Below are 23,609 nucleotides of genomic sequence, written 5' to 3'. Positions count from 1 at the left end.
CCTGGCCCTGTGGAGCAGTTGGTTAGCTCGCCACCCTGTCAAGGTGGAGGTCGCGGGTTCAAGTCCCGTCAGGGTCGCCATCCACAAGAGGCCCGGAACCGTCAGGTTCCGGGCCTCTTGCCGTTGCCGCCACCGCCAACCGCCGTCCCCACTGCCACCGCCGGCCCCGCTCCCGCGCAGGTCGAACGGCCCGGCGCGGGTCGACCCCCCGTCGACGACACGTCAGGTCGGCATTATCGACGCATTGGTCCAGGCCACAAGAGTCACTCCTGTGACGGTCGTCACTTATCTTTCCTTGAACTTGGTCAGGTCGAACCCCCCCTGAGCGTACGCTGATTTAATATGTAAAATTGTACTGGCTCCCACCAGACTCCCAGCATTCCCCCTGTTTCGCCCCTTGGATTTCGCCCCACCTCAGGAGTCACAATAGCTATCCGACAGTCGACTATTTCCTGGTCAATCAACAGCCATGAAATGGTTGACGCTCATGTCGGTCAAGACAAAGAAAAGGGGATCGCCTCCCGGACCCGGCGGAGTCCTGGAGGCGATCCCTTTCCACTTCTACAAGCATTCCCGCGAGCGGTACGGCAGCCGCCCCGGGAGGCCCGTCAGGCTTCGGTGCGCTGGGCCGGAATCCCGGCCAACAGAGCCCGCACCTCCGCCTCCCGGTAGCGGCGGTGGCCGCCGAGCGTGCGGATGGACGTGAGCTTGCCGGCCTTGGCCCATCGCGTCACCGTCTTGGGGTCCACGCGGAACATGGTGGCTACCTCTGCCGGCGTCAGCAGGGGCTCAGCGTCTGGGGTACGAGCGGTCATGAGCGGCCTCCTCGGAGAACCGAACCAGGGCGGTTCTATCCTTCAAATTCTGCACCTTGGCCCGCGATGCCCGAAATGGCACAGACGGACCGAGTCGGTTATAGGACGAACGGCTTGTCCTGGTGTCTACAACTACACCATCCGTCCAGCCCTATCGACCAAACCGCCAAAATTGGCCCCTCACGGGTTCAAGAGCGACGGAAGGCGATGGACCACCCCATAGCGGACAGTCATCATATCGTGACAACCGGTGATGGAGAGGCCAGACCCATCGATTCCCCCCAAAGGGCACACCAACCCCAGATCCACCCAAAAGTGGGCAAGACTGAGGAGAGTTGGGCTGGTTGTCCCATTTTTACCTTTCACTGCTACTTCGCGTCAACAGTGAGTAGTGTCACGTTCGGGGGGTATTGACCCGAACCGGGACCTTGGTCCCGGGCATGCCGAACACGCCGCTGACACCGCCGGTTGCTGGTAACCCCGTTGATCCCCCGTCACATCCCCCGCCGCGCCCGGCTGCCCCCGCGCCGCGTCCCCGCGTTGATCCCCCGTCAGATACGGCTGTCCCCGGGTATCCCCCCGCCACGGCTCCGGCATGCCCCCCGGCACACCTGCGCTCAGTTCGCCTGCCGCAGCGCCAGCACCTCGCGCCAGCGCTCGACCACGGCCTCGTACGCCCGGGCCGCTCCCTGAGTGTCCCCCACCCGCAGCGCGGCCAGTCCTTCGGCCACCTCGGCGGCCGACCGGTCGGCGGCCAGCCGCTGGGGACCGAGCAGGTGCACCAGCCCCCCGTAGTCCAGTTCCACCAGCGAGCGCGGATGGAACTCCTCCAGCCAGCGCCCCACCTCCTCCGCCCCGAGCGCCAGCGGTGTCCCCTTCACCTGCTCGCGCAGCACCCGGTAGCCCCGCGCCACCCGCCGCCTGGCCTGCGCCATCGAGGTCAGGTAGAAGAGCGCGGCCGGCCGCGCCGCCGCGTCGGCCCGCTGCGCGCCCCCGGGGTCGGCCGGGCGGTACTGCCGCTCGTCCGCCCCGAACGGCAGGAACCAGCGCACCGGGACCTCCCAGCGACTGGTCAGGATCCACGGCCGGGCATCGGGGTGGGAAGCCCGCCAGCGGGCCTGGGCCGCCTGCGCCTGCTCCCGCACCGCCGTCGGCAGCACCGTGTCCAGCAGCGCCACCGGCAGCGAGTCGCGCAGCTCGTCCAGGGCCTGCCAGCTGCGCAGCCTGGTCGCCCACGGGCAGACATAGGTGACCGAGTCGACCACCCGCACGAAGGCCCGCTCGCTCTCCTGCTCCGGCAGTGCCCGCGGGGTCCGGGCGAGCAGCTCGGCCAGCGCCCCCCGCTGGGCCTCCAGCGCCGCCTGCGCCACCGGCTCGGCGGCCGACGCCGCGTCAGGTCCCCGCTCGGCCACGTAGGCCTGCCAGCGGGCCCGCTCGGGTTCGGGGTACGCCGCCAGCGGCTCGTACACCCGCAGGTGGGCGGCGTAGGGCGGCAACACGGAGGTGTGCACAGCGGTCACGCCCTGCATCGTCGCACGCGCCACCGGCACACCGGGAGGGATCCGTCCGATGCGGTCCGTTCACGATCCGGACAAGGGGGCATCCCCGGCCGGTGGCTCGCACTACGCTTCGCCGTAGATGCCCGCACCACAGCAGCGGGCCAGCAGATACTGGAGTCACCACAGTGACCGACGTACGCACTGAGACCGCATCGCACCCCGCACCAGGTGTGCTGAGCCGGATCTTCCGTACCGAGCAGGACGGCGCCCCGGGCGACGGGCACGAGCAGGTCGTGCTCTGCCACGACCGGACCTCCGGCCTCAAGGCGATCATCGCCATCCACTCCACCGCGCTGGGCCCCGCCCTGGGCGGCACCCGCTTCCACCAGTACGCCACCGAGGAGGAGGCCCTGGAGGACGCGCTGCGCCTGTCGCGCGGCATGAGCTACAAGAACGCGCTCGCCGGGCTCGACCTCGGCGGCGGCAAGGCCGTGATCATCGGCGACCCGCGGGCCAAGACCGAGGGCGGCGACAAGTCCGAGGCCCTGCTGCGCGCCTACGGCCGCTTCGTGCAGTCGCTGGCCGGCCGCTACGTCACGGCCTGCGACGTGGGCACCTACGTCCAGGACATGGACGTGGTCGCGCGCGAGAGCGACTTCGTCACCGGCCGCTCCCCCGAGCAGGGCGGCGCGGGCGACTCCTCGATCCTCACCGCCTTCGGCGTCTTCCAGGGCATGCGGGCCTCGGCCCAGGCCCGCTGGGGCCAGCCGACCCTGCGCGGCAAGCGGGTCGGCGTCGCGGGCGTCGGCAAGGTCGGCCACTACCTGGTCGGCCACCTGGTCGCCGACGGCGCCACCGTGGTGATCACCGACGTCTCCGAGGCCGCCGTCAACCGGGTGCGGGCCGCCCACCCGGACGTCGAGGTGGTCGCCGACACCCGGGCGCTGCTCGGCGCCGCGCTGGACGTGTACGCCCCGTGCGCGCTGGGCGGCGCGCTGGACGACGAGACGGTCGCCCAGCTGACCGCGGCCGGCACCTCCGTGGTCTGCGGCGCGGCCAACAACCAGCTGGCCCACCCGGGCGTGGAGAAGGACCTGGCCGACCGCGGCATCCTCTACGCCCCCGACTACCTGGTGAACTCCGGCGGCGTGATCCAGGTGGCCGACGAGTACGAGGCCACCAAGGCGCACCAGGGCTACAGCTTCGAGCGGGCCAAGACCAAGGCCACCCGGATCTTCGACACCACCCTGGAGATCTTCACGCTGGCCACCTCCGACGGCGTGCCGCCGGCCGTGGCCGCCGACCGGTTGGCCGAGCGCCGGATGCGCGAGATAAGCGCGCTGCGCAGCGTCCTGCTCCCGGGCGCCCGCAAGGGCTGATCGTCTGCGACCGGTGACCGGTGGAGTGCCATCGGTCACCGGTCGGCGGCCGATTGATCCGGATGGGCGACCTCCGGATCACAATGTGGAACCGGATTCCCGGTTGTCCCCCGATCGGGCGCCCCACAGGCCCACGGTCGGGGGATAATCGGTCGCGGAACGACGGTCCCGGCCACCCCCGGGCACCCTGCGAATGCCTGGGAACCCCCGCCCGACCAGGTGAGACCTGGTCCTGGGGGGCAACTGTGCGCGCCACGTCACACCGGCGACGTACCGTCCGAGGGCGGAAACAGGTACCGTTGATGCTCCAAGGGACGGCTCTCCCACTTCGGGCAAGCCGCTCCTGATCATGAACACGTGTCAGACTCGGGGCCGTGAGCCCCATCGTTGAGGGGGTCGACCCATGGGGCGCGGCCGGGCCAAGGCCAAGCAGACGAAGGTCGCCCGCGAGCTGAAGTACAACAGCGGCGGCTTCGACGCTAACCGTCTGTCCAGCGAGCTGGGCGTTTCACCCGTTCCATCGATCAACCCTGAGCCGGTGGTCGAGGACGAGGACGACGATCCCTACGCGGCGTACGCGAACTACTACGCGGACGACGACGAGGACGACGACGAGGAGGCGGGCGCCTCGCACCAGCAGGCCCGCCGCCGAGCGTAGCTCACGCCCTGACCCGGCCCAGCGCGAGACCGCGCCGGGCCGGTTTTCGGCGTTCCCGGGGCCTTTCGGACACCCCGTTTCACCCGGTGCTGTGAACGGCTGCGGCCCCCTGCTCCCGGGCCGGGAGCAGGGGGCCGCAGCCTCACCACCTCAGTTCGCGTACTCCCCGTACAGCGCCGCGCCGGCCTCGTGCCCGGCGTCGCGGGCCACGATGTCGCCCAGCAGCCAGGCCTCCACGTCGCGGTCCTCCAGGATGGCGAGCACCACGTCGACCGACTCCGGCGGGACCACGGCGACCATGCCGATGCCCATGTTGAGGGTCTTCTCGATCTCCAGGGTCTGCATCCGGCCGACCGAGGCGACGGTCTGGAAGACCGGCAGCGGGGTCCAGGTGCCGCGGTCCAGGCGGGCGTGCAGGTGGTCCGGGATCACCCGGGCCAGGTTGGCCGCCAGGCCACCACCGGTGACGTGCGAGAAGGCGTGCACCTCGGTGGCCCGGGTGAGCGCCAGGCAGTCCAGCGAGTAGATCCGGGTCGGCTCCAGCAGTTCCTCGCCGAGCGTGCGGCCGAACTCGGCCACCTCCCGGTCCAGCTTCCAGCCGGCCTCGTTCAGCAGCACGTGGCGCACCAGCGAGTAGCCGTTGGAGTGCAGCCCGGAGGCGGCCATCGCGATCACCACGTCGCCGGCCCGCACCCGCTCGGCGCCCAGCAGCGCGTCCGCCTCGACCACGCCGGTGCCGGCGCCCGCGACGTCGTACTCGTCCGGGCCCAGCAGGCCCGGGTGCTCGGCGGTCTCGCCGCCGACCAGCGCGCAGCCGGCCAGCACGCAGCCCTCGGCGATGCCCTTGACGATCTGGGCGACCCGCTCGGGGTGGACCTTGCCGACGCAGATGTAGTCGGTCATGAAGAGCGGCTCGGCGCCGCAGACCACCAGGTCGTCGACGACCATGCCGACCAGGTCGTGGCCGATGGTGTCGTGCTTGTCCATCGCGGCGGCCAGCGCGACCTTGGTGCCCACCCCGTCGGTGGCCGAGGCCAGCAGCGGGCGCTCGTAGCGCTTCAGGGCGGAGATGTCGAAGAGGCCGGCGAAGCCGCCGAGGCCGCCGACCACCTCGGGCCGGCTGGTCTTCTTCACCCACTGCTTCATGAGTTCGACCGCGCGGTCGCCCGCCTCGATGTCGACTCCGGCTGCGGCGTAGGTGGCGCCACTGTCTGTGCTGGTCACTGCGGCCCTTTCGGGTCTGTGGGGGTTGCCAAAACAGCGGCGGGGCCCCGGTCGGGGCCCCGCCTGAGGTACTACGGGCGGCGCAGCGCGTCGGCCGCGCCGTGACCGCCGAGCAGCGACTGGACGCCGTCCAGGTCGGAGCCGGTCGGCTTGCCGCGGACGGGGGGCTGCTGCTTGCTGCCGGCGATCTCCGCTTCGAGCAGGAGCTTGCCGAGCAGCGCCGGGTCGGGCAGCTCCATCGGGTACTCGCCGTCGAAGCAGGCCCGGCAGAGCCGGTCCTTGGGCTGCTTGGTGGCCTCGATCATGCCGTCGATCGAGATGTAGGCGAGCGAGTCGGCGCCGAGCGTCTTGCCGATCTCCTCGACCGTCATGCCGTTGGCGATCAGCTCCGCGCGGGTGGCGAAGTCGATGCCGAAGAAGCACGGCCACTTCACCGGCGGCGAGGAGATGCGGATGTGCACCTCGGCGGCGCCCGCCTCGCGCAGCATCCGCACCAGCGCGCGCTGGGTGTTGCCGCGCACGATCGAGTCGTCCACGACCACCAGCCGCTTGCCGGCGATGACCTCGCGCAGCGGGTTGAGCTTGAGCCGGATGCCGAGCTGACGGATCGTCTGACTGGGCTGGATGAAGGTGCGCCCGACGTAGGCGTTCTTCACCAGGCCGGAGCCGTAGGGGATCCCGCTGGCCTCGGCGTAGCCGATCGCGGCGGGGGTGCCGGACTCGGGAGTGGCTATCACCATGTCGGCCTCGACCGGCGCCTCGACGGCCAGCCGGCGGCCCATCTCCACCCGCGACAGGTGCACGTTGCGCCCGGCGATGGTGGTGTCGGGGCGGGCCAGGTAGACGTACTCGAAGACGCAGCCCTTGGGCCTGGCCTCGGCGAAGCGCGAGGAGCGCATGCCGTTCTCGTCGATGGCGATCAGCTCGCCCGGCTCCACCTCGCGGATGAAGCTGGCGCCGCAGATGTCGAGCGCCGCCGTCTCGGAGGCGACCACCCAGCCGCGCTCCAGGCGGCCGAGCACCAGCGGGCGGATGCCCTGCGGGTCGCGGGCCGCGTAGAGGGTGTGCTCGTCCATGAAGACCAGCGAGAAGGCGCCCTTGACCTTCGGCAGGATCTGCCGGGCGGTCTCCTCGATGGACAGGTCGGGATTGCCGGCCAGCAGCGCGGTCACCAGGTCGGTGTCGTTGGTCGCCGCGGTGCGGCCCGAGCGCGAGACGTGCTCGGCTCCGGGCAGCTCGGCGACCATCGCTGCGAGTTCGGCGGTGTTGACCAGGTTTCCGTTGTGGCCGAGGGCCAGCGAACCGTGAGCGGTTGCCCGGAAGGTCGGCTGGGCGTTCTCCCAGACCGAGGACCCGGTGGTCGAGTAGCGGGCATGTCCGACGGCGATATGCCCGTGCAGGGATCCCAGCGAGGCCTCGTCGAAGACCTGGGAGACGAGTCCCATGTCCTTGAAGACGAGAATCTGGGAGCCATTGCTCACCGCGATACCGGCGGATTCCTGTCCGCGGTGCTGCAGGGCGTAAAGGCCGAAGTACGTGAGCTTGGCGACCTCCTCGCCGGGAGCCCAGACACCGAAGACGCCGCAAGCGTCCTGGGGGCCTTTCTCACCGGGAAGAAGATCGTGGTTGAGTCTTCCGTCACCACGTGGCACGCCTTCGAGTCTAGGGCAGTTGAGACCGAGTTCCGAAGCCCGGGAAGGCGCCTGGACTGGCGATTTGACCGGCAACGCGCGTAGATCGAACCCCTTACCACGGCGCTCGGGCAGGTGGCACAGGGACAACGGTCGGCGCGGCGTGACCCTCGTCACGCTCGGTCATGCCGGCAGCAGCAGGCCCCAGGCGTCCGGTTTGGCCAGCCAGGTGCGGGTGGGGACCGGGCCCGCCGGGCAGCCGTCGGCCTCGTAACCGAAGGTGCGCCCGTCGACCGTGACGCTGGCCGCCCGCACCCGCAGCAGCGCGCCGCCGGGGCCCGAGGGCCGCACCAGCACCTCGGCCAGCGCCGAGCCCGCGGGCAGCCGCAGCGCGACCAGCCGCAGCTCTCGCCCCGCCTCGGCCAGCGCCCGACCGTCCGCCTCGACCCGGAGCCGGTCGGGCGAGGGATCCACCTGCTCGGCTGCAATCAGTTTCGCCCACAGCGAACGCCATCCCCCCGGTTGGCTCTGCCGCCGACCCGGGATCCGCACCTCGCCCAGCACCACCCCGTCGCCGTCGTCCAGCAGCAGGCCCAGTTGCCTGGGCGCCCCCGCGAGCACCGCCCGGGCCGCCGCCACCGGCTCCAGCGGCACCCCGAGCGAGCGGGCCAGCAGCACCGCCCGGCCGTGCCCGACCGGGACCAGGCCGAGCGGCCCGGCGCCCAACTCGCGCTGCTGGTGCAGGGCCTGCACCACGCGCTGGAGCGCGAGGTCGGAGCCGATCACCACCGGACGGCGCCTGCCCCGGTGCGCGAGCACCCGGTCCAGCTCACCGGCGCTCTCCGGCACCACCACCTTGACGTCCGCGCCCCCGGCCAGGACGTCCCGGGCGATCCGCACCGCCTCGCCGTCGGCCTCCTTGGCGGCCGGGTCCAGCAGCACCAGCAGCGGGGCGCCGCCGGGCGGCCCGGCGGCGTCGGAGGGTCGGGGGGCGGGCGTGGACAGGGACGACACGACCGGTCCTTCCTCAGGTAATCTCTCGGTGCAAGAGCCCCTTGCGCTATTGCGCCAGGGGCTTCGTCTATCTCGGGGCAGACTGCGGCCTACGCAGGATGCCCCAACCGGAAGGGGTGTACGCCTGTGCCGGCACTCGTGCTCGTTGGTGCCCAGTGGGGAGACGAGGGCAAGGGGAAGGCCACGGACCTCCTCGGCGGCTCCGTCGACTACGTCGTCCGCTACCAGGGCGGCAACAACGCCGGTCACACGGTGGTCATCGGCGACCAGAAGTACGCGCTGCACCTGCTGCCTTCCGGCATCCTCAGCCCCAACGTCACGCCGGTCATCGGCAACGGCGTGGTGATCGACCCGGGCGTGCTGCTGTCCGAGCTGGCGGGGCTGAACGACCGTGGCATCGACACCTCCAAGCTGCTGATCTCGGGCAACGCCCACCTGATCACGCCCTACCACCGCACCCTGGACAAGGTCGTCGAGCGCTTCCTCGGCAAGCGCAAGATCGGCACCACCGGGCGCGGCATCGGCCCGGCCTACGCCGACAAGATCAACCGGATCGGCATCCGGGTGCAGGACCTCTTCGACGAGTCGATCCTGCGGCAGAAGGTCGAAGCGGCGCTGCACGACAAGAACCAGATCCTGGTCAAGCTCTACAACCGCCGCGCGATGCCCGCCGACCTGGTGGTCGAGGAGTACCTGGGCTACGCCGAGAAGATCCGCCCGTTCCTGGCGGACACCACGCTGGTGCTCGACCAGGCGCTGAAGGCGAACAAGGTGGTCCTGCTGGAGGGCGGCCAGGGCACCCTGCTGGACGTCGACCACGGCACGTACCCCTTCGTGACCTCGTCCAACCCGACCTCGGGCGGGGCCTGCACCGGTGCCGGCATCGGTCCCACCAAGATCGACCGGGTCATCGGCATCCTCAAGGCCTACACCACCCGGGTCGGCTCGGGCCCGTTCCCGACCGAGCTGCTGGACGAGGACGGCGAGGCGCTGCGCCGGATCGGCGGCGAGCGCGGTGTCACCACCGGGCGCGACCGGCGCTGCGGCTGGTTCGACGCGGTGATCGCGCGCTACGCGACCCGGGTCAACGGCCTGACCGACTTCTTCCTCACCAAGCTGGACGTGCTGACCGGCTGGGAGCAGATCCCGGTCTGCGTGGCGTACGAGATCGACGGCCAGCGGGTCGAGGAGCTCCCGTACAACCAGTCGGACTTCCACCACGCCAAGCCGATCTACGAGACCCTCCCCGGCTGGAGCGAGGACATCAGCAAGGCGAAGACCTTCGCCGACCTGCCGAAGAACGCGCAGGCGTACGTGAAGGCGCTGGAGGAGATGTCGGGCGCCCCGATCTCCGCGATCGGCGTCGGCCCCGGCCGGACCGAGACGATCGAGATCAACTCGTTCCTCTGATCGCCTGAACCGCCACGCGAAGGGCCCCGCACCATCGGTTGATGGTGCGGGGCCCTTCGCGTGGCCGGCCCAGATCCGGAATCATTGCACTAGATCAATGACCTATTGCAGCTAGTGCATATCGGCGCTACCGTGCTGATCATGACCGCCAAGACTCCCGCCCCCGTCACCCTCACCGGCAGCCACGTCCGCCTGGAGCCGCTGGGCCGCCACCACGTCGCCGACCTCTTCGCGGTGGCCCACAAGGACGAGGAGGTGTTCCGCTGGCTGTCCTGGAGCGCGCCGCAGCACGAGTCGGACGTCGCCGCGATCGTGGAGGGCTACCTGACCAACGCCGGCTGCGAGCCGTTCGCCGTGATCGCGGCCGACTCGGGGCGCGCGGTGGGCATCACCTGCTACTACGACTGCAACGCCCGCGAGGAGTGGGTGGAGATCGGCGGCACCTGGTACGGGCGCTCGGTCTGGCGCAGTGCCGTCAACACCGAGGCCAAGCTGCTCCTGCTCACTCATGCCTTCGAGGAGCTCGGCATGGGCCGGGTGATGTGGAAGACCGACAACCTCAACGAGCGCTCGCAGAACGCCATCAAGCGGCTCGGCGCGCAGTACGAGGGCACCTTCCGCCGGGCCCGGCGCCGGCCGGACGGCACCTGGCGGGACACCGTGTACTTCTCGATGCTGGCCGAGGAGTGGCCCGCGGCCAAGCAGCGGCTGACCGAGCGGCTCGCGGCCGGCTGAGCGCCGGGGGCAGGAGCGGGCGCGGCGGGGCAGGGGGCTGAGCGGGCGCGGGCGCCGCGGGGCAGGGGGCTGAGCGGGGCGGGCGCGGTGCGGTGTTCGGTCACTCCAGGGTGAGGACCACCTTGCCCTGGACCCGTCCCGAGCCCACCAGCTCGAAGGCCCGCGCCACCTCGGCCAGCGGCAGCTGCTCGGCGATCTCCACCCGCAGCTCCTTGCGGTCGATCAGCTCGACCAGGCCGCGCAGCCCGGCCAGGTCCGGCTCGACCAGCACGTCGGTGATCCGCCGGCCGGTCGCCCGCGCCTGCTCGGCCGCCGCCGGGTCCACCCCGCCCGGCACCGCCACCAGCAGGCCGCCCTCGCGCAGGGTGCGCAGCGAGCGCAGCTGGTGCTCGGGGTCGCCGATGTTGTCGACCACCAGGTCGAGCTCCGCGACCACCTCCTCGAACGGGCGAGCCGTGTAGTCCAGCACCTGGTCCACGCCGATCGAGCGCAGGAAGTCGTGCTTGGCCGCGCGGGCCGTGCCGATCACGTACGCGCCGCGGGCCTTGGCGATCTGCACCGCGAGGTGGCCCACCCCGCCGGCCGCCGCGTGCACCAGCACCCGCTGGCCGGCCGTCACCTCGGCGGTTTCCACGATGATCTGCCAGGCCGTCAGGCCTGCCAGCGGCAGCCCGGCCGCCTCGGCGTGGCTCAGCGCGGCGGGCTTGCGCACCCAGTGCCGCGAAGGCGCCGTGACGTACTCGGCGAAGCCGCCGGCCAGCCGGGGGAAGTTCGGCATCCCGAGCACCTCGTCGCCCACCTCGAGCGTCGTCACCCCGAAGCCGACCGCCTCCACCGTGCCGCTGACGTCCCAGCCCAGCGTGTAGGGCGGCTCGCCGTAGTACCAGGACAGCCCCTCGCCGCGGCTGGTCTTCACGTCGACCGGGTTGATCCCGGCCGCGTGCACCTTGACCAGCACCTCGGTCGGGCCGGGCGCGGGGCGCTCGGTTCGGGCGATCCGCAGCACCTCGTCGGGGGCGCCGAAGTGGTCCTGGGTCACCGCGTTCATCTGTGTCGTCATGGCTCCAGGCTGCCGCCGCGCACCGCACCGCGGCCAGACGGAACCTGGCGGAAACCTGCCGGAATACCCGCCGCAGGCTGCGCGGTTGCCGAGATCATGAACGAGAGTGACCAGGACCGCTGCCCCTGCCGACCGCTGCTGGACCGCCTCGGCGACCGCTGGTCGGTGCTGCTGCTGGTCACCCTGCAGGAGGGCCCCGCCCACTACGGCGACCTGCTGCGCCGGATCGGTGACATCAGCCGCAAGATCCTCGCCCAGACCCTGCGCAGCCTGGAGCGCGACGGCCTGGTCATCCGGACCGTGCTGGCCGACTCCGTGGTCAAGGTCCGCTACGAGCTGAGCCCGCTCGGCCACAGCCTGGCCGAGCCGCTGAGCGCCATCCGGAGCTGGATCGACGACCACCAGCCCACCGTCGAGGCCCACCAGCGCGCCTACGACGCCCGCACCGACGACCCCGGTGTCACCGAGCTCCGCCGCCGCCGTGCCACCCCAGCCCGCCCGGCGGTGCCACCCAGAGGCTCATTCGGTAGCACTGCTGGTAGCACTCGGGTACCCTCCATGGTATGAAGATCAGTGTCAGCCTCCCCGAGGCGGACGTCGCCTTCCTCGACGAGTACGGGGCCAGGACCTCGACCGATTCCCGGTCCGCCGTGATCCACACCGCCATCGAACTGCTCCGTGGCGCCCAGCTGGAGGACGACTACCAGCAGGCATGGCAGGAGTGGGAGCAGGACGAGTCCGCCGCCGGCTGGGAGGCCACGACCGAGGACGGCCTCACCGATGCTGCGCGGTGACATCTACCTGATCGACTTCGACCCCGTGCGCGGGAGCGAGGCCTACAAGGCCCGGCCGGCCGTCATCGTCTCCAACGACTCGGCGAACCGATCCGCGGCCAGGCACGGCCGCGGCGTCTTGACCGTCGTACCGATCACCTCGAACACCGACCGGGTCTTCCCCTTCCAGGTCCTGCTCGACGCTGCGTCCTGCGGCCTGGAGCGGGATTCCAAAGCACAGGCCGAACAGGTCCGGGCCGTGGCGATCGAGCGCCTGCTGCACCGGATCGGCTCGGTCCCACCGGCTGCGCTGGCCCGGCTCGACGCGGCCCTGCGCCTGCACCTCGCCCTGTAGCGCCGCGCCCCGTGGGCGGCGGAATGCTTCCGGCAGCCGATGGGGTTGGATGTGGGCATGGCTTCTCGTGCACGCGTCCGCGCCCCCGAACTCATCGGCGCCGGCGGCTGGCTGAACACCGGCGGCAAGGATCTGACCCTGGCGGACCTCAGGGGCAAGATCGTGATCGCCGATTTCTGGACCTTCTGCTGCATCAACTGTCTGCACGTCCTGGACGAGCTGCGGGAGCTGGAGGAGAAGCACCGCGACACCGTGGTGATCGTCGGGGTGCACTCGCCCAAGTTCGTGCACGAGGCCGACCACCAGGCCGTGGTGGACGCGGTGGCGCGCTACGAGGTCGAGCACCCGGTGCTGGACGACCCGCAGCTCGCCACCTGGAAGCAGTACGCGGTGCGGGCCTGGCCGACGCTGGTGGTGATCGACCCCGAGGGGTACGTGGTCGCCCAGCACGCCGGCGAGGGGCATGCGCACGCGATCGAGCGGCTGGTCGAGGAGCTGGAGGCGGAGCACGCCGCGAAGGGCACGCTGCGCCGCGGTGACGGCCCGTACGTGGCGCCGGAGCCGGTGGCCGGGGCGCTGAAGTTCCCCGGCAAGGCGGTGCGGCTGCCCGGTGGCGGGTTCCTGGTGGCCGACTCCGGGCACCACTCGCTGGTCGAGCTGGCCGAGGACGGCGAGAGCGTGGTGCGCCGGATCGGCGACGGCGAGCGGGGCTTCCTGGACAGCGCCGACGGCACGGCGCCGCGGTTCAGCGAGCCGCAGGGCCTGGCGCTGGTACCCGAGGGGCTGGACCTGGGCTACGACGTGGTGGTGGCCGACACCGTCAACCACGCGCTGCGCGGGGTGCGGCTGGCCGACGGCACGGTGACCACGCTGGCCGGCACCGGCCGGCAGTGGTGGCAGGGCTCGCCGACCGAGGGCCCGGCGCACGAGGTGGACCTCTCCTCGCCGTGGGACGTCGCCTTCTTCGACGGCCGGGTGTGGATCGCGATGGCGGGCGTGCACCAGCTGTGGGCCTACGACCCGGCCACCGGCACGGTCGCGGTGGCGGCCGGCACCACCAACGAGGGCCTGGTCGACGGCCCGGTGACCGAGGCCTGGTTCGCCCAGCCCTCGGGCCTGGCGGTCTCCGCGGACGGCGAGCGGCTCTGGGTGGCGGACTCGGAGACCTCGGCGCTGCGCTGGGTTTCACGTGAAACACAGTCCGTACACAGTGCGATCGGCACCGGCCTCTTCGACTTCGGCCACCGGGACGGCACCGCCGAGCAGGCGCTGCTCCAGCACCCGCTCGGCGTCACCGTGCTGCCGGACGGGTCGGTGGCGGTCGCCGACACCTACAACCACGCGCTGCGCCGCTTCGACCCGGCGACGAACGAGGTCAGCACGCTGGCCACCGACCTGCGCGAACCCTCGGGGGCGGTGCTGGCCGGCGAGGACATCGTGGTGGTGGAGTCGGCCCGGCACCGGCTGACCCGGCTGCGGCTGCCCGAGGAGGCGGTGCGGGTGGAGTCCGTCGCGCACCGCACCCAGCGCGCCGCTACTGAAGTGGCCCCGGGCACGCTGCGGCTGGACGTGGTCTTCACCGCGCCCAGCGGCCAGAAGCTGGACGAGCGCTACGGCCCCTCCACCCGCCTGCTGGTCAGCGCCACCCCGCCCGAGCTGCTGGTCTCCGGCGCCGGCGCGGACAGCGCGCTCTCCCGCGAGCTGGTGCTCTCGGCCGAGCTGACCGAGGGCGTGCTGCACGTCTCGGCGATGGCGGCCTCCTGCGACGACGACCCGGCGATCGAGTACCCGGCCTGCCACGTGCACCAGCAGGACTGGGGCGTGCCGGTGAAGCTGGTGGCGGGCGGCGCGAGCCGGCTGCCGCTGGTGCTGGCCGGGATGGAGTGACGCGACGGGTCAGGGGCGGCCGGAGCCGCCCCTGACCGCGTCCGCGCCGGGCGTCAGCCTTCGAGGAACGCCTTCAGCGCCGAGGCCAGCAGGTACGGGTCCTCGGCGCCGCACAGCTCGCGCGCCGAGTGCATGGAGAGCGCGGCGATCCCGCAGTCCACCGTGGTGATCCCGAGCCGGGCCGCGGTGATCGGGCCGATCGTGGTGCCGCACGGCATCGCGTTGTTGGAGACGAAGGTCTGCCACGGCACGCCGGCCCGCTCGCAGGCGGCGGCGAAGACCGCCCGGCCCACGCCGTCGGTCGCGTACCGGTTGTTGACGTTGACCTTGAGGATCGGCCCGCCGTTGGGGACCGGCTGGTGGCCGGGCTCGTGCCGCTCGCTGTAGTTGGGGTGCACGGCGTGCCCCATGTCGGAGGAGAGGCAGACGGTGCCGGCCAGCGCCCTGGCCCGGTCCTCCAGGGTGCCGCCGCGGGCGTTGATGCTGCGCTCCAGCACGTTGCCGAGCAGCGGGCCCTGCGCGCCGGTGTCCGACTCGCTGCCCGTCTCCTCGTGGTCGAAGGCGGCCAGCACCGGGATGTACGGCAGCTGGTCGGCGCCCTCCGCGCTGACGGCGGCGGCCAGCGCGGCGGTCGCCGCGTGCACCGAGAGCAGGTTGTCCAGCCGCGGGGCGGCCAGCAGCTCGCGGTCCCGGCCCAGGTACGACGGCGGCTGGACGTCGTGGGTCATCAAGTCCCAGCCCACCACCGCGCTCGCGTCCAGCTGGGCGCGCTCGGCGACGTAGGCGATCAGGCCGCCCTCGTCCACCTTGCCCAGCCCCCAGACGGGGGTCAGATGCCGCTGCTTGTCCAGCTTCAGCCCGTCGTTGACCTGCCGGTCCAGGTGGATCGCCAGCTGCGGGACGCGCAGCAGCGGCTCGTCCAGCTGCACCAGCCGGGTCGAGCCGTCCCGCAGCACCAGCCGGCCGGACAGACCCAGGTCCCGGTCCAGCCAGGTGTTCAGCGGCACGCCGCCGTAGATCTCCACCGCGACCTGCCGCCAGCCGGCCGCGCCGGTGTCGGGCAGCGGCTTGACCCGCAGGTTGGGCGAGTCGGTGTGGGTGCCGACCACCCGGAACGGTGTGGCCGGGCCTGCGCTCTTGGGCACGTACCAGGCGATCAGCGCGCCACCCCGGATGACGTACCGCCCGCCGGCGGTGCCCTCCCACCCGTCGGTCTCCGCCACCTGCCGGAAACCCGCCTTCTCCAGCCGCTCGGCCGCGCCGGCCACCGCGTGGTACGGGGACGGTGCGGCGGCCAGAAAGGCGATCAGGTCGTCGGTGTGGGTCCGGTCGAAGAACACCGGTCGGTCGGCGGTGGACATGCTGCTCCTGGGTCGAGGGAAGTGCGGAGAGCCGGCGGTGCGAAGGCGCCCTCCCACCCGAGCATATGCCCGTACACCGTCAGGACGGTCAAGAGTTGGTATTGGTCCGGAGTGGCTGATGCGCCATCATCACCGCCCTGTTCACCTACTGTCCGGTACCTGGGAACCGGGCCGCTCGGGGCCGAACGATCCCCGGACACCGGGAGGGCGTCCGGCACCGGGACAGCACTGTGGGGCCCGCACGCAAGCGCGGGCCCCACAGTGCTGAGGGTGTGTCAGGCGGTCAACGGGATCAGAACGCGTCCTCGGCCAGCTCCATGACGTCCAGGTCGATGCCCTCGGCGATCAGGCGCTGGGCGCTGATGGTCGGCAGGATGTTGCGGGCGAAGAACCGGGCGCCGGCCACCTTGCCCTGGTAGAAGGCGAGGTCCTTGCCGGTGGCGCCGGCCTCGATCTTGGCCTGGGCCACGACGGCCTGGCGCAGCAGCAGCCAGCCGACCACCACATCGCCACAGACCAGCAGCAGGCGGGTGGTGTTCAGGCCCACCTTGTGCATGTTCTTCACGTCCTGCTCGACCGCGGACAGGTCGCTGAGGACCTTGCCGACGATGGCCTCCAGGTCGCCGGCGGCCTTGGCGAGCAGCTCGCGCTCGGCGGCCAGGGCGTCGCCGCCCTCACCGGCGCCGAGGAACTTCTGGATCTGCTCGGAGACCGAGGTGAGCGCCTGGCCGCCGTCCTTGACGATCTTGCGGAAGAAGAAGTCCAGGCCTTGGATCGCGGTGGTGCCCTCGTAGAGGGTGTCGATCTTGGCGTCCCGGATGTACTGCTCGATCGGGTACTCCTGCAGGTAGCCGGAGCCACCGAAGGTCTGCAGGGACTGGGCGAGCTGCTCGTAGGACTTCTCCGAGCCGTAGCCCTTGACGATCGGCAGCAGCAGGTCGTTGAGGCGCTCGGCGGCCTCGTCCTGCTCGCCGCGCAGGCGGGCGGCGAGCATGTCGTCCTGGACCGAGGCGGTGTAGAGGACCAGGGCGCGCATGCCCTCGGCGTAGGCCTTCTGGGTCAGCAGCGAGCGGCGCACGTCCGGGTGGTGCGTGATGGTCACGCGCGGGGCGGTCTTGTCCAGGAAGTTGGCGATGTCGGCGCCCTGCACGCGCTCCTTGGCGTACTCCAGCGCGTTCAGGTAGCCGGTGGAGAGGGTGGCGATGGCCTTCGTGCCGACCATCATCCGGGCGAACTCGATGATCTTGAACATCTGGCGGATGCCGTCGATCTTCTCGCCGACCAGCCAGCCCTTGGCCGGGTGCTTGGCGCCGAAGGTCATCTCGCAGGTGTTGGAGGCCTTGAGGCCCATCTTGTGCTCGACGTTGGTGGCGTAGGCGCCGTTGCGCTCGCCCAGCTCGCCGGTCTCCCAGTCGAAGTCGAACTTGGGGACGATGTAGAGGCCCAGGCCCTTGGTGCCCGGCTTGCCGCCCTCGGGGCGGGCCAGCACCAGGTGGATGATGTTCTCGGACATGTCGTGCTCGCCCGAGGTGATGAAGCGCTTCACACCCTCGATGTGCCAGGAGCCGTCCTCCTGCTTGATCGCCTTGGTGCGGCCGGCGCCCACGTCGGAGCCCGCGTCCGGCTCGGTCAGCACCATGGTGGCGCCCCAGAGCCGCTCGGTCATGAGCTTGGCGATCTTCTGCTGCTCCTCGGTGCCCTCGTCGAAGACGACGCCGGCGAAGGCCGGGCCGGAGGAGTACATCCAGATTGCCGGGTTCGAGCCCAGGATCTGCTCGGCGTAGGCCCAGATCAGCGAGGACGGGGTGACCTGGCCGCCGATCTCGGTCGGGATGCCCAGCCGCCACCACTCGGCGTCCATGTAGGCGTCGTAGCTCTTCTTGAAGGCGGCCGGGATCGGCGCGGTGTTGGTCTCCGGGTCGAAGACCGGCGGGTTGCGGTCGGTGTCCGCGAAGGAGGCGGCGAGGTCGTTCTCGGCCAGGCGCGAGATCTCGCTGAGGATGCTCTTCGCGGTGTCGACGTCCATGTCGGCGAACGGACCGGTGCCGTACACCTGGTCGCGGCCGAGCACCTCGAAGAGGTTGAACTCCACGTCCCGCAGGTTGGACTTGTAGTGACCCATGGCCGTTTCTCCGGTTCGTCGCTTCCGGGTGCGCCGCTAAGGTTTCCTGAACGCACCTACCCGCCAGTAGACATCATGATGCTACCGGTTAGTAACTTCTTCAAGCCTTTCACCGTTAATCCGGCGTGAACGTAGTCACGTCCAGGGCGGTACTCCCCCACCGGACCCACGCGCCGTCAGTTCCCGACAGGACCATCCCACCGCACGTTGTCCGATCCGACCGCCCCGCGGGGCGGGCCCGGTTCGCTAGCCTGTCCGTGTGTACGGCTACGAGCAGAGCGCGAACGGCGGCTACCCCGGCGACCCCTACCAGCAGGCGGGGCAGCAGGGCATGGGCGGCGGCTACGGGCAGCAGGGCTACGGCGCGCAGGCCGGCGGAGCCGGAGGGTACGGCGAGCAGCCGCAGGCCGCCGGTCAGTCGCTCTACCCCGAGCCCTCGCCGCCCTCGCTCGCGGACGCCGTGCGCGCCTTCACCACCGGCTCGATGCCGGTGGAGGACTTCCAGGCGATCTTCATCACCTCGAAGGTGCACTGCCCGCGCGGCGACCGCCCCGGCTTCCTGGCCCTGCACAACACGCCGACGCCGGTGATCCCGATGTTCAGCTCGCTCAAGGAGCTGCGCCGGTACGCGGGCAAGGACTCCAAGCACTTCACCGTCTCCGGCGCCGAGGTGCTGGACCTGCTGCCGACCGGCTACGGCTTCGCCCTGGACATGGAGGGCGAGCACCGGATGGTGTTCGACGCCAAGGCCGTGGAGCAGATGGTCGACTTCACCATGCGGCGGATGTACGGCTGACCCACCCCGCGCCCGGCTCCCGCCGGGACTCGTCCCGGCCGACCCGCCCATCATGGTTGAACGTTCAACTTGCTTCTTGTTGAGCATTGAACTAACCTCGCAGAGGTAGGCCCGAGCACCTCAGAAGGAGGCCGACATGCCAGCCGTGACCGTCGAGAACCCGCTTGTTCTGCCGCGCATCGCATCCCCCGCCGAAGGCGCCCGGCCGCGGCCCGTGCTGGCCGTGTCGACCGCGCTCAGCGGCTTCGAGGGCGAGGGCTTCCCGGTCCGCCGGGCCTTCGCCAAGATCAACCAGAAGTACCTGGACCCGTTCATCATGATGGACCAGATGGGCGAGGTGGACTACGCGGCCGGCGAGCCGAAGGGGACCCCCTGGCACCCGCACCGCGGCTTCGAGACCGTCACGTACCTGATCGACGGGACCTTCGTGCACCAGGACTCGCACGGCGGTGGCGGCGTCATCACCGACGGCGACACCCAGTGGATGACGGCCGGCTCCGGCCTGCTGCACATCGAGGCCCCGCCGGAGTCGCTGGTGATGTCCGGCGGCCTGTTCCACGGGCTGCAGCTGTGGGTGAACCTGCCCGCCGCGGACAAGATGATCGCGCCCAAGTACCAGGACATCCGCGGCAGCAGCGTGAAGCTGCTCGCCTCGCCCGACGGCGGCGCGCTGGTGCGGCTCATCGCCGGCGACATCGCGGGCCACCAGGGCCCCGGTGCCACCCACACCCCGATCACGATGATCCACGTGTCCGTGAACCCCGGCGCCGAGGTCACCCTGCCCTGGCGCCCCGACTTCAACGGCCTGGCCTACGGCCTCGCGGGCAGCGGCTCGGCCGGCGAGGAGCGGCGCCCGTTCCACCTGGGCCAGGCCGTCGTCTTCGGCGAGGGCGACTCCCTCACCATCCGGGCGGACGAGACCCAGGACTCCCGGAGCGCCAACTTCGAGGTGGTGCTGCTCGGCGGCCAGCCGATCCGCGAACCGGTCGCCCACTACGGCCCGTTCGTGATGAACAGCCACCGCGAACTGCAGCAGGCCATGGAGGACTTCCAGGCCGGCCGCCTGGGCACCATCCCGGCCGGCGCGGGCTGACCGCACCGAGCCGCCGCCCGCGGCGGCACCGAGCTCGGGGGTACCGTCCTTACCCGGATGAGCCTGGGACCGACGGCCTGCCGCAGATCCCAGGCCTACGCCTGCCCCCGCTGCCTCCGGAACCAGGCGAGGCGTCCGCCGATGGATGTCGCCATCAGCACGGGAATCACCACGCCCGTCGGGTCGTCCCCGAACAGCGGGGCGGCGAGTGCGGCTGCCAGGCAGCCGACCATCGACGCCCACATGAGCTTCTCGCCGGGAACCGCCGGCTGCGCCTGCGCAGCCGGCGTCCGCGCTGCCTTCTTCATCAAACTCTCGCTCCTTCAGTCCGGTCCAGAACACTGACAGCAGATCGATGCGGTCAAGTGCGCCGACACTGCTCTCCGCCATGACCCTGCCCGGCGACGCGGGTCCGCCCGAAGACCTTTGGAGCAGCCAAGGCTCAAGTCGGGCTCAAGGCGCGAACTAAACGGAATCGCTGCTCGTCCTCCTAGCTGAGCGTCCGATTCAACTCGGGAGGCGACCCGTCGATGGCCCAAGCGCAGCTACGATCCCAGTTCACCGAGGACGAGTTGGCGCAGCTCGCCGCGCACCGGGTGCCGTTCGGGGTCGGTGCCGAGTTGGATGCCGTCGAGCTGGCCGCCGCCTGGGGCGAGCAGGTCGCGCGGATCGACGCCGACCGTGCGCTGCCGCCCTTCGACCGCGACGCGTGGAACGCCTACGACCTGGCCGGTGCCCTCTTCCTGCGGGACCACCTGGCCACGGCGCTCGTCAAGCTCCCCCCGCAGCTGCGCGCACGACTGGAGCAGCTCGCCGTCCAGCAGGCCGACGACCGCTACCGCTCGTTCACCGTGGTCGACGACGGCCGGCGGATGGCGCAGGTCGCGCAGCTGGAGCTGGCCGGCCGCGCCTGGTGGTGGTTCCGGACGCCGGCCAACGGACCGATCGCCGACGACATGGTGCGCCACGAACTGTGCGGGTCATGGCATCTGACCTTCCGTCAGGCACGATAGCGTCGAGCCCGCTGACCATTCACCCGACCCTATTGGGGGCACCGACATGAAGCTCGGCCTGCACTACTGGAAGTACACCACCCCCGAGGACCCGGCGCTGATCGCCCCGACCCTCGCGCGCACCGCCCGGATCGCCGAGCAGGCGGGGGTCGCCCGGTTCACCGTGATGGACCACTACTTCCAGATGGAGACGCCGCACTCGGTGGCCACCGAGCCGATGCTGGAGGGCTACACCACCCTCGGCTACGTCGCCGCGGTCACCGAGCGGATGCAGCTCAACCTGATGGTCACCGGCGTGATGTACCGCTACCCGGGCCTGCTGGCGAAGATCGTCACCACCCTGGACGTGCTCTCCGGCGGCCGGGCGCAGCTGGGCCTCGGGGCCTCCTGGTACGAGCGGGAGCAGCGGGCCCTCGGGGTGCCGGTGGTGCCGATGAGCGAGCGCTTCGAGCGGCTGGAGGAGACGCTGCAGATCTGCCTGCAGATGTGGAGCGACGACGACGGCCCGTACCAGGGCCGGCACTACCAGCTGGCCGAGACGCTCTGCGTGCCGCGCCCGCTGCGCAGCCCGCGCCCGCCGATCGTCATCGGCGGCAGCGGCGAGAAGAAGACGCTGCGGCTGGTCGCCCGGTACGGCGACGCGTGCAACCTGTTCGGCACCGGCGTCGCGGAGGTCGCCCACAAGCTGGACGTGCTGCGGGCGCACTGCGCGGACGCGGGCCGCGACTACGAGGCGATCGAGAAGACCGTGATGTGCAGCCGCCGTCCGGTGCTGGGCGAGCTGGACGCCTTCCTCGGCGAGGCGGAGCAACTGGCGAAGCTGGGCGTCACCGAGCTGCAGGTGGTGCCGGAGGCGGGCCGCAACCCGGTGGAGTTCGCCGAGGAGATCGCCGAGCACCTGCTGCCCCGGCTGGCGCAGATCGGCTAGTGCCGCGTCAGGCACTAGGACGCAGATCGACCAGGGCCCCGATGCAACTGACGTAGCCTCAATTGACGCTGGACAGCCGCCCGGTGGTGATCCACTCTGGGAGCATGAGCGACGCACCCGTGGCCGTGGTCACCGGCGGAAACCGCGGCATCGGCCTGGAGACCTGCCGCCAACTGGCCGCGCTGGGCCACCGGGTGGTGCTGACCGCCCGGGACGCCGCCAAGGGCGAGGCCGCCGCGCGCAAGCTGGGCGCCGGGGTCGAGGCCCACCGGCTGGACGTCACCAGCGTCACGGACGCCACCGCGCTGGCCGAGCACCTCGCCGACCGGTACGGCCGGCTGGACGTGCTGGTCAACAACGCGGCGATCGGCTACGACACCTGGCAGCGGGTCTCGACCGCCGACCTGCACCAGGTGCGCGAGGCCGCCGAGACGAACGTGTACGGGCCCTGGCAGTTGGTCCAGGCGCTGCTCCCGCTGCTGCGCGCCTCCCGGCAGGCGCGGATCGTCAACGTCTCCAGTGGCGCCGGTGCGATCGACGACCTGGGCGCGGGCACCCCGGCCTACTCGATCACCAAGCTGGCGCTGAACGGGCTGACCCTGATGCTCGCGCGCGACCTGCGCCACGACCGGATCCTGGTGAACGCGGTCTGCCCGGGCTGGGTCGACACCGACATGGGCGGGGGCGGCGGCCGCCCGGTCGCCGAGGGGGCGGCCGGCGTGGTCTGGGCCGCCACCCTGCCCGGCGGCGGCCCGACCGGCGGCTTCTTCCGCGACCGGCGGAAGATCCCGTGGTGACCGGCCCGGCGGTGCGGCTGGTCGAGAGCGGTCAGATCAGCGCGTAGAGCGCGGTGGCGTCCTCGCGGGCCGGGTCGCGCGGCCAGCGCTCGCAGCGCGGGTCCAGTGCCTCGGCCTCGCGCACCCGGGCGATCAGCGCGGCCGGACCGGCCTCGGCCAGCAGCCGCAGCGCCGCGGGCCAGTCGCCGAGCGCGAACGGCACGGCGTACCGGGCCGCCCCGCCCGTGACGGCGCCCAGCGAGCGCAGGGCGGTCAGCTTGACGAAGCCCGTCTCGGCCCGGGCGGCGGCCTTCGGGCTGGCGGCGGCGATCCACGGCCCGTTCCCGGTGTTGCGCACCGCGCGCACCGCCAGCGCGTACCGCAGCCGCAGCGCGGCGCGCTCGTCGCTGCCCGGCTCGGCCGCGTGCAGCGCCCGGCGCAGTTCCTGCCCGGCCGGGTACGGCTGGTTGTCGCCGACCACCCGCACCGGCCCGTCGCGCGGCTCCAGCAGCAGCAGCGCGTCGCCGAGCACCAGGTACTCCAGCGAGGCGCCGTGCAGCCGGGCCGCGACCACGGAGGCGGCCGGGGTGCCGGGATGCGCCAGGTCGCAGCGGGCGCCGTGCAGCGCGGCGGTCTCCGCGAGGGCGTCGGCCAGGCACTCGGCGATGCTGCGGTCCGGCCGGTCGGTCAGCCGGGCGAGCAGGTGCACGCCCAGCCGGCGGACGTACCAGGCGGTGCCGTGCCGGCAGCCCGACTCCATGCCCGCGGGCGAGCCCGACCCGTCGAGCAGCACCAGGGCCTCGGGGGTGCCCGCGGCGAAGTCCTCGTTCTGGTGGCCCGGTTGCCCCGGCTCACCGGCCAGTCGTACCTGCATGCCGCCAGTGTGCGGCGCCGGGGCACCCGGCGGACAGTCCTCGGCACGGGTTCGCCCGAACGAGGTGCGGTGGCAGGGGCCCCACTTTTCACCTAGCGTCACATATCGGGCATATCGGTACGACAGAGGCGGAGACTGGCATGTGGTGGCAGGCGATCGTGCTGACCGTGGCTTCGTTCGTGTTTCCGACCATGGCGCTGCTCTTC

The 23,609-nt window shown here is 71.4% G+C and carries 23 protein-coding genes and 1 tRNA gene; 14 read left to right on the top strand and 10 right to left on the bottom strand.

Annotated elements, in window-relative coordinates:
• The first annotated feature begins 3 nt into the window (after window positions 1–3).
• A tRNA-Asp gene (locus OG500_RS20935) sits at window positions 4–80 on the top strand.
• A gap of 528 nt (window positions 81–608) precedes the next feature.
• Here OG500_RS20935 and bldC read toward each other — a convergent pair.
• Together bldC and OG500_RS20925 are read right to left on the bottom strand one after the other, a co-directional pair.
• Window positions 609–815, bottom strand: coding sequence for a developmental transcriptional regulator BldC (gene bldC / locus OG500_RS20930; protein WP_014137253.1), 207 nt, complete (start codon window positions 813–815; stop codon window positions 609–611).
• Window positions 816–1,432: 617 nt separating this feature from the next.
• Complete coding sequence (locus tag OG500_RS20925; protein WP_442789192.1) at window positions 1,433–2,335, bottom strand: hypothetical protein; 903 nt, start codon at window positions 2,333–2,335, stop codon at window positions 1,433–1,435.
• 164 nt (window positions 2,336–2,499) lie between these two features.
• Here OG500_RS20925 and OG500_RS20920 point away from each other — a divergent pair, with 164 nt between their 5' ends.
• Together OG500_RS20920 and OG500_RS20915 are read left to right on the top strand one after the other, a co-directional pair.
• Entirely contained in the window at window positions 2,500–3,693 is a 1,194-nt protein-coding gene (locus OG500_RS20920) for a Glu/Leu/Phe/Val dehydrogenase dimerization domain-containing protein (RefSeq protein ID WP_327068207.1), read from the top strand.
• Window positions 3,694–4,096: 403 nt separating this feature from the next.
• Window positions 4,097–4,351: a DUF3073 domain-containing protein gene (locus OG500_RS20915; RefSeq protein ID WP_327068206.1), complete on the top strand. Its 255-nt coding sequence runs from the start codon at window positions 4,097–4,099 to the stop codon at window positions 4,349–4,351.
• A 150-nt stretch (window positions 4,352–4,501) separates the two neighbouring features.
• Here OG500_RS20915 and purM read toward each other — a convergent pair whose 3' ends face one another.
• The 3 genes from purM to OG500_RS20900 form a co-directional block, all read right to left on the bottom strand.
• Complete coding sequence (gene purM / locus OG500_RS20910) at window positions 4,502–5,575, bottom strand: phosphoribosylformylglycinamidine cyclo-ligase (protein ID WP_327068205.1); 1,074 nt, start codon at window positions 5,573–5,575, stop codon at window positions 4,502–4,504.
• A gap of 71 nt (window positions 5,576–5,646) precedes the next feature.
• Window positions 5,647–7,227: an amidophosphoribosyltransferase gene (gene purF / locus OG500_RS20905; RefSeq protein ID WP_327068204.1), complete on the bottom strand. Its 1,581-nt coding sequence runs from the start codon at window positions 7,225–7,227 to the stop codon at window positions 5,647–5,649.
• Between the two features lie 162 nt (window positions 7,228–7,389).
• Complete coding sequence (locus OG500_RS20900) at window positions 7,390–8,220, bottom strand: diacylglycerol kinase (protein WP_327068203.1); 831 nt, start codon at window positions 8,218–8,220, stop codon at window positions 7,390–7,392.
• A gap of 126 nt (window positions 8,221–8,346) precedes the next feature.
• On the opposite strand from OG500_RS20900, the gene OG500_RS20895 reads away from it, so the two are divergent.
• Both OG500_RS20895 and OG500_RS20890 read left to right on the top strand, forming a co-directional pair.
• Complete coding sequence (locus OG500_RS20895) at window positions 8,347–9,630, top strand: adenylosuccinate synthase (protein ID WP_327068202.1); 1,284 nt, start codon at window positions 8,347–8,349, stop codon at window positions 9,628–9,630.
• A gap of 141 nt (window positions 9,631–9,771) precedes the next feature.
• Window positions 9,772–10,365 carry a GNAT family N-acetyltransferase gene (locus tag OG500_RS20890; protein ID WP_329582452.1) on the top strand — a complete coding sequence of 198 codons (594 nt, stop codon included), beginning with the start codon at window positions 9,772–9,774 and terminating at the stop codon, window positions 10,363–10,365.
• A gap of 100 nt (window positions 10,366–10,465) precedes the next feature.
• On the opposite strand, the gene OG500_RS20885 is transcribed toward OG500_RS20890, so the two are convergent.
• Window positions 10,466–11,425, bottom strand: coding sequence for an NADP-dependent oxidoreductase (locus OG500_RS20885; protein WP_327068200.1), 960 nt, complete (start codon window positions 11,423–11,425; stop codon window positions 10,466–10,468).
• 96 nt (window positions 11,426–11,521) lie between these two features.
• Here OG500_RS20885 and OG500_RS20880 point away from each other — a divergent pair, with 96 nt between their 5' ends.
• Genes OG500_RS20880 through OG500_RS20865 form a run of 4 tightly spaced genes read left to right on the top strand, consistent with a single transcriptional unit; the run spans window position 11,522 to window position 14,440 of the window.
• Window positions 11,522–11,992, top strand: a complete 471-nt coding sequence (locus OG500_RS20880; protein WP_329582448.1) for a winged helix-turn-helix transcriptional regulator — start codon at window positions 11,522–11,524, stop codon at window positions 11,990–11,992.
• The gene (locus OG500_RS20875; protein WP_329582445.1) at window positions 11,989–12,219 is read left to right on the top strand and encodes an antitoxin; all 231 of its coding nucleotides are present in this window, start codon (window positions 11,989–11,991) and stop codon (window positions 12,217–12,219) included. The genes OG500_RS20880 and OG500_RS20875 overlap by 4 nt, the downstream gene beginning before the upstream one ends.
• Window positions 12,206–12,553 carry a type II toxin-antitoxin system PemK/MazF family toxin gene (locus OG500_RS20870; RefSeq protein WP_329582442.1) on the top strand — a complete coding sequence of 116 codons (348 nt, stop codon included), beginning with the start codon at window positions 12,206–12,208 and terminating at the stop codon, window positions 12,551–12,553. Before OG500_RS20875 ends, OG500_RS20870 begins: the two co-directional genes overlap by 14 nt.
• Window positions 12,554–12,610: 57 nt before the next feature.
• Window positions 12,611–14,440: an NHL domain-containing thioredoxin family protein gene (locus OG500_RS20865; protein WP_329582440.1), complete on the top strand. Its 1,830-nt coding sequence runs from the start codon at window positions 12,611–12,613 to the stop codon at window positions 14,438–14,440.
• 53 nt (window positions 14,441–14,493) lie between these two features.
• On the opposite strand, the gene OG500_RS20860 is transcribed toward OG500_RS20865, so the two are convergent.
• Window positions 14,494–15,801 (bottom strand): M18 family aminopeptidase, encoded by a 1,308-nt coding sequence (locus OG500_RS20860; RefSeq protein WP_327068190.1) that lies wholly within the window; start codon window positions 15,799–15,801, stop codon window positions 14,494–14,496.
• A 292-nt stretch (window positions 15,802–16,093) separates the two neighbouring features.
• Window positions 16,094–17,923 (bottom strand): acyl-CoA dehydrogenase, encoded by a 1,830-nt coding sequence (locus OG500_RS20855; protein WP_327068189.1) that lies wholly within the window; start codon window positions 17,921–17,923, stop codon window positions 16,094–16,096.
• A 259-nt stretch (window positions 17,924–18,182) separates the two neighbouring features.
• On the opposite strand from OG500_RS20855, the gene OG500_RS20850 reads away from it, so the two are divergent.
• Both OG500_RS20850 and OG500_RS20845 read left to right on the top strand, forming a co-directional pair.
• On the top strand, window positions 18,183–18,719 hold the full coding sequence (locus tag OG500_RS20850) for an SseB family protein (RefSeq protein WP_442789190.1): 537 nt from the start codon (window positions 18,183–18,185) through the stop codon (window positions 18,717–18,719).
• A gap of 136 nt (window positions 18,720–18,855) precedes the next feature.
• Window positions 18,856–19,812, top strand: a complete 957-nt coding sequence (locus OG500_RS20845) for a pirin family protein (protein ID WP_329582434.1) — start codon at window positions 18,856–18,858, stop codon at window positions 19,810–19,812.
• Window positions 19,813–19,907: 95 nt separating this feature from the next.
• Here OG500_RS20845 and OG500_RS20840 read toward each other — a convergent pair whose 3' ends face one another.
• Entirely contained in the window at window positions 19,908–20,120 is a 213-nt protein-coding gene (locus OG500_RS20840) for a hypothetical protein (RefSeq protein ID WP_329582431.1), read from the bottom strand.
• Window positions 20,121–20,342: 222 nt separating this feature from the next.
• Here OG500_RS20840 and OG500_RS20835 point away from each other — a divergent pair, with 222 nt between their 5' ends.
• The 3 genes from OG500_RS20835 to OG500_RS20825 all read left to right on the top strand — a co-directional run bounded on the left by OG500_RS20835 (window position 20,343) and on the right by OG500_RS20825 (window position 22,550).
• Complete coding sequence (locus OG500_RS20835; protein WP_329582428.1) at window positions 20,343–20,825, top strand: hypothetical protein; 483 nt, start codon at window positions 20,343–20,345, stop codon at window positions 20,823–20,825.
• Window positions 20,826–20,871: 46 nt separating this feature from the next.
• Entirely contained in the window at window positions 20,872–21,753 is an 882-nt protein-coding gene (locus OG500_RS20830; RefSeq protein WP_327068184.1) for an LLM class F420-dependent oxidoreductase, read from the top strand.
• A 104-nt stretch (window positions 21,754–21,857) separates the two neighbouring features.
• On the top strand, window positions 21,858–22,550 hold the full coding sequence (locus tag OG500_RS20825; RefSeq protein ID WP_329582420.1) for an SDR family NAD(P)-dependent oxidoreductase: 693 nt from the start codon (window positions 21,858–21,860) through the stop codon (window positions 22,548–22,550).
• Window positions 22,551–22,581: 31 nt separating this feature from the next.
• Here the strand turns inward: OG500_RS20825 and OG500_RS20820 are convergent, their stop codons facing one another.
• Window positions 22,582–23,403 carry an integrase gene (locus OG500_RS20820; RefSeq protein ID WP_327068182.1) on the bottom strand — a complete coding sequence of 274 codons (822 nt, stop codon included), beginning with the start codon at window positions 23,401–23,403 and terminating at the stop codon, window positions 22,582–22,584.
• Window positions 23,404–23,609 lie beyond the last annotated feature (206 nt).

Origin of the sequence: Kitasatospora sp. NBC_01250, assembly GCF_036226465.1 — a bacterium.
Classification (GTDB): domain Bacteria; phylum Actinomycetota; class Actinomycetes; order Streptomycetales; family Streptomycetaceae; genus Kitasatospora.
This window is presented reverse-complemented; position numbering and strand designations above follow the sequence as displayed.

What these genes read in the sequence shown, in the direction of transcription:
- OG500_RS20865 (WP_329582440.1), top strand. Translation starts at nt 12,611, where the DNA reads ATGGCTTCTCGTGCACGCGTCCGCGCCCCCGAACTCATCGGCGCCGGC.
- OG500_RS20885 (WP_327068200.1), bottom strand. Translation starts at nt 11,425, where the DNA reads ATGACGACACAGATGAACGCGGTGACCCAGGACCACTTCGGCGCCCCC.
- OG500_RS20835 (WP_329582428.1), top strand. Translation starts at nt 20,343, where the DNA reads ATGGCCCAAGCGCAGCTACGATCCCAGTTCACCGAGGACGAGTTGGCG.
- OG500_RS20830 (WP_327068184.1), top strand. Translation starts at nt 20,872, where the DNA reads ATGAAGCTCGGCCTGCACTACTGGAAGTACACCACCCCCGAGGACCCG.
- OG500_RS20820 (WP_327068182.1), bottom strand. Translation starts at nt 23,403, where the DNA reads ATGCAGGTACGACTGGCCGGTGAGCCGGGGCAACCGGGCCACCAGAAC.
- OG500_RS20890 (WP_329582452.1), top strand. Translation starts at nt 9,772, where the DNA reads ATGACCGCCAAGACTCCCGCCCCCGTCACCCTCACCGGCAGCCACGTC.
- OG500_RS20840 (WP_329582431.1), bottom strand. Translation starts at nt 20,120, where the DNA reads ATGAAGAAGGCAGCGCGGACGCCGGCTGCGCAGGCGCAGCCGGCGGTT.
- bldC (WP_014137253.1), bottom strand. Translation starts at nt 815, where the DNA reads ATGACCGCTCGTACCCCAGACGCTGAGCCCCTGCTGACGCCGGCAGAG.
- OG500_RS20870 (WP_329582442.1), top strand. Translation starts at nt 12,206, where the DNA reads ATGCTGCGCGGTGACATCTACCTGATCGACTTCGACCCCGTGCGCGGG.
- OG500_RS20880 (WP_329582448.1), top strand. Translation starts at nt 11,522, where the DNA reads ATGAACGAGAGTGACCAGGACCGCTGCCCCTGCCGACCGCTGCTGGAC.
- OG500_RS20845 (WP_329582434.1), top strand. Translation starts at nt 18,856, where the DNA reads ATGCCAGCCGTGACCGTCGAGAACCCGCTTGTTCTGCCGCGCATCGCA.
- OG500_RS20860 (WP_327068190.1), bottom strand. Translation starts at nt 15,801, where the DNA reads ATGTCCACCGCCGACCGACCGGTGTTCTTCGACCGGACCCACACCGAC.
- OG500_RS20855 (WP_327068189.1), bottom strand. Translation starts at nt 17,923, where the DNA reads ATGGGTCACTACAAGTCCAACCTGCGGGACGTGGAGTTCAACCTCTTC.
- OG500_RS20875 (WP_329582445.1), top strand. Translation starts at nt 11,989, where the DNA reads ATGAAGATCAGTGTCAGCCTCCCCGAGGCGGACGTCGCCTTCCTCGAC.
- OG500_RS20915 (WP_327068206.1), top strand. Translation starts at nt 4,097, where the DNA reads ATGGGGCGCGGCCGGGCCAAGGCCAAGCAGACGAAGGTCGCCCGCGAG.
- OG500_RS20825 (WP_329582420.1), top strand. Translation starts at nt 21,858, where the DNA reads ATGAGCGACGCACCCGTGGCCGTGGTCACCGGCGGAAACCGCGGCATC.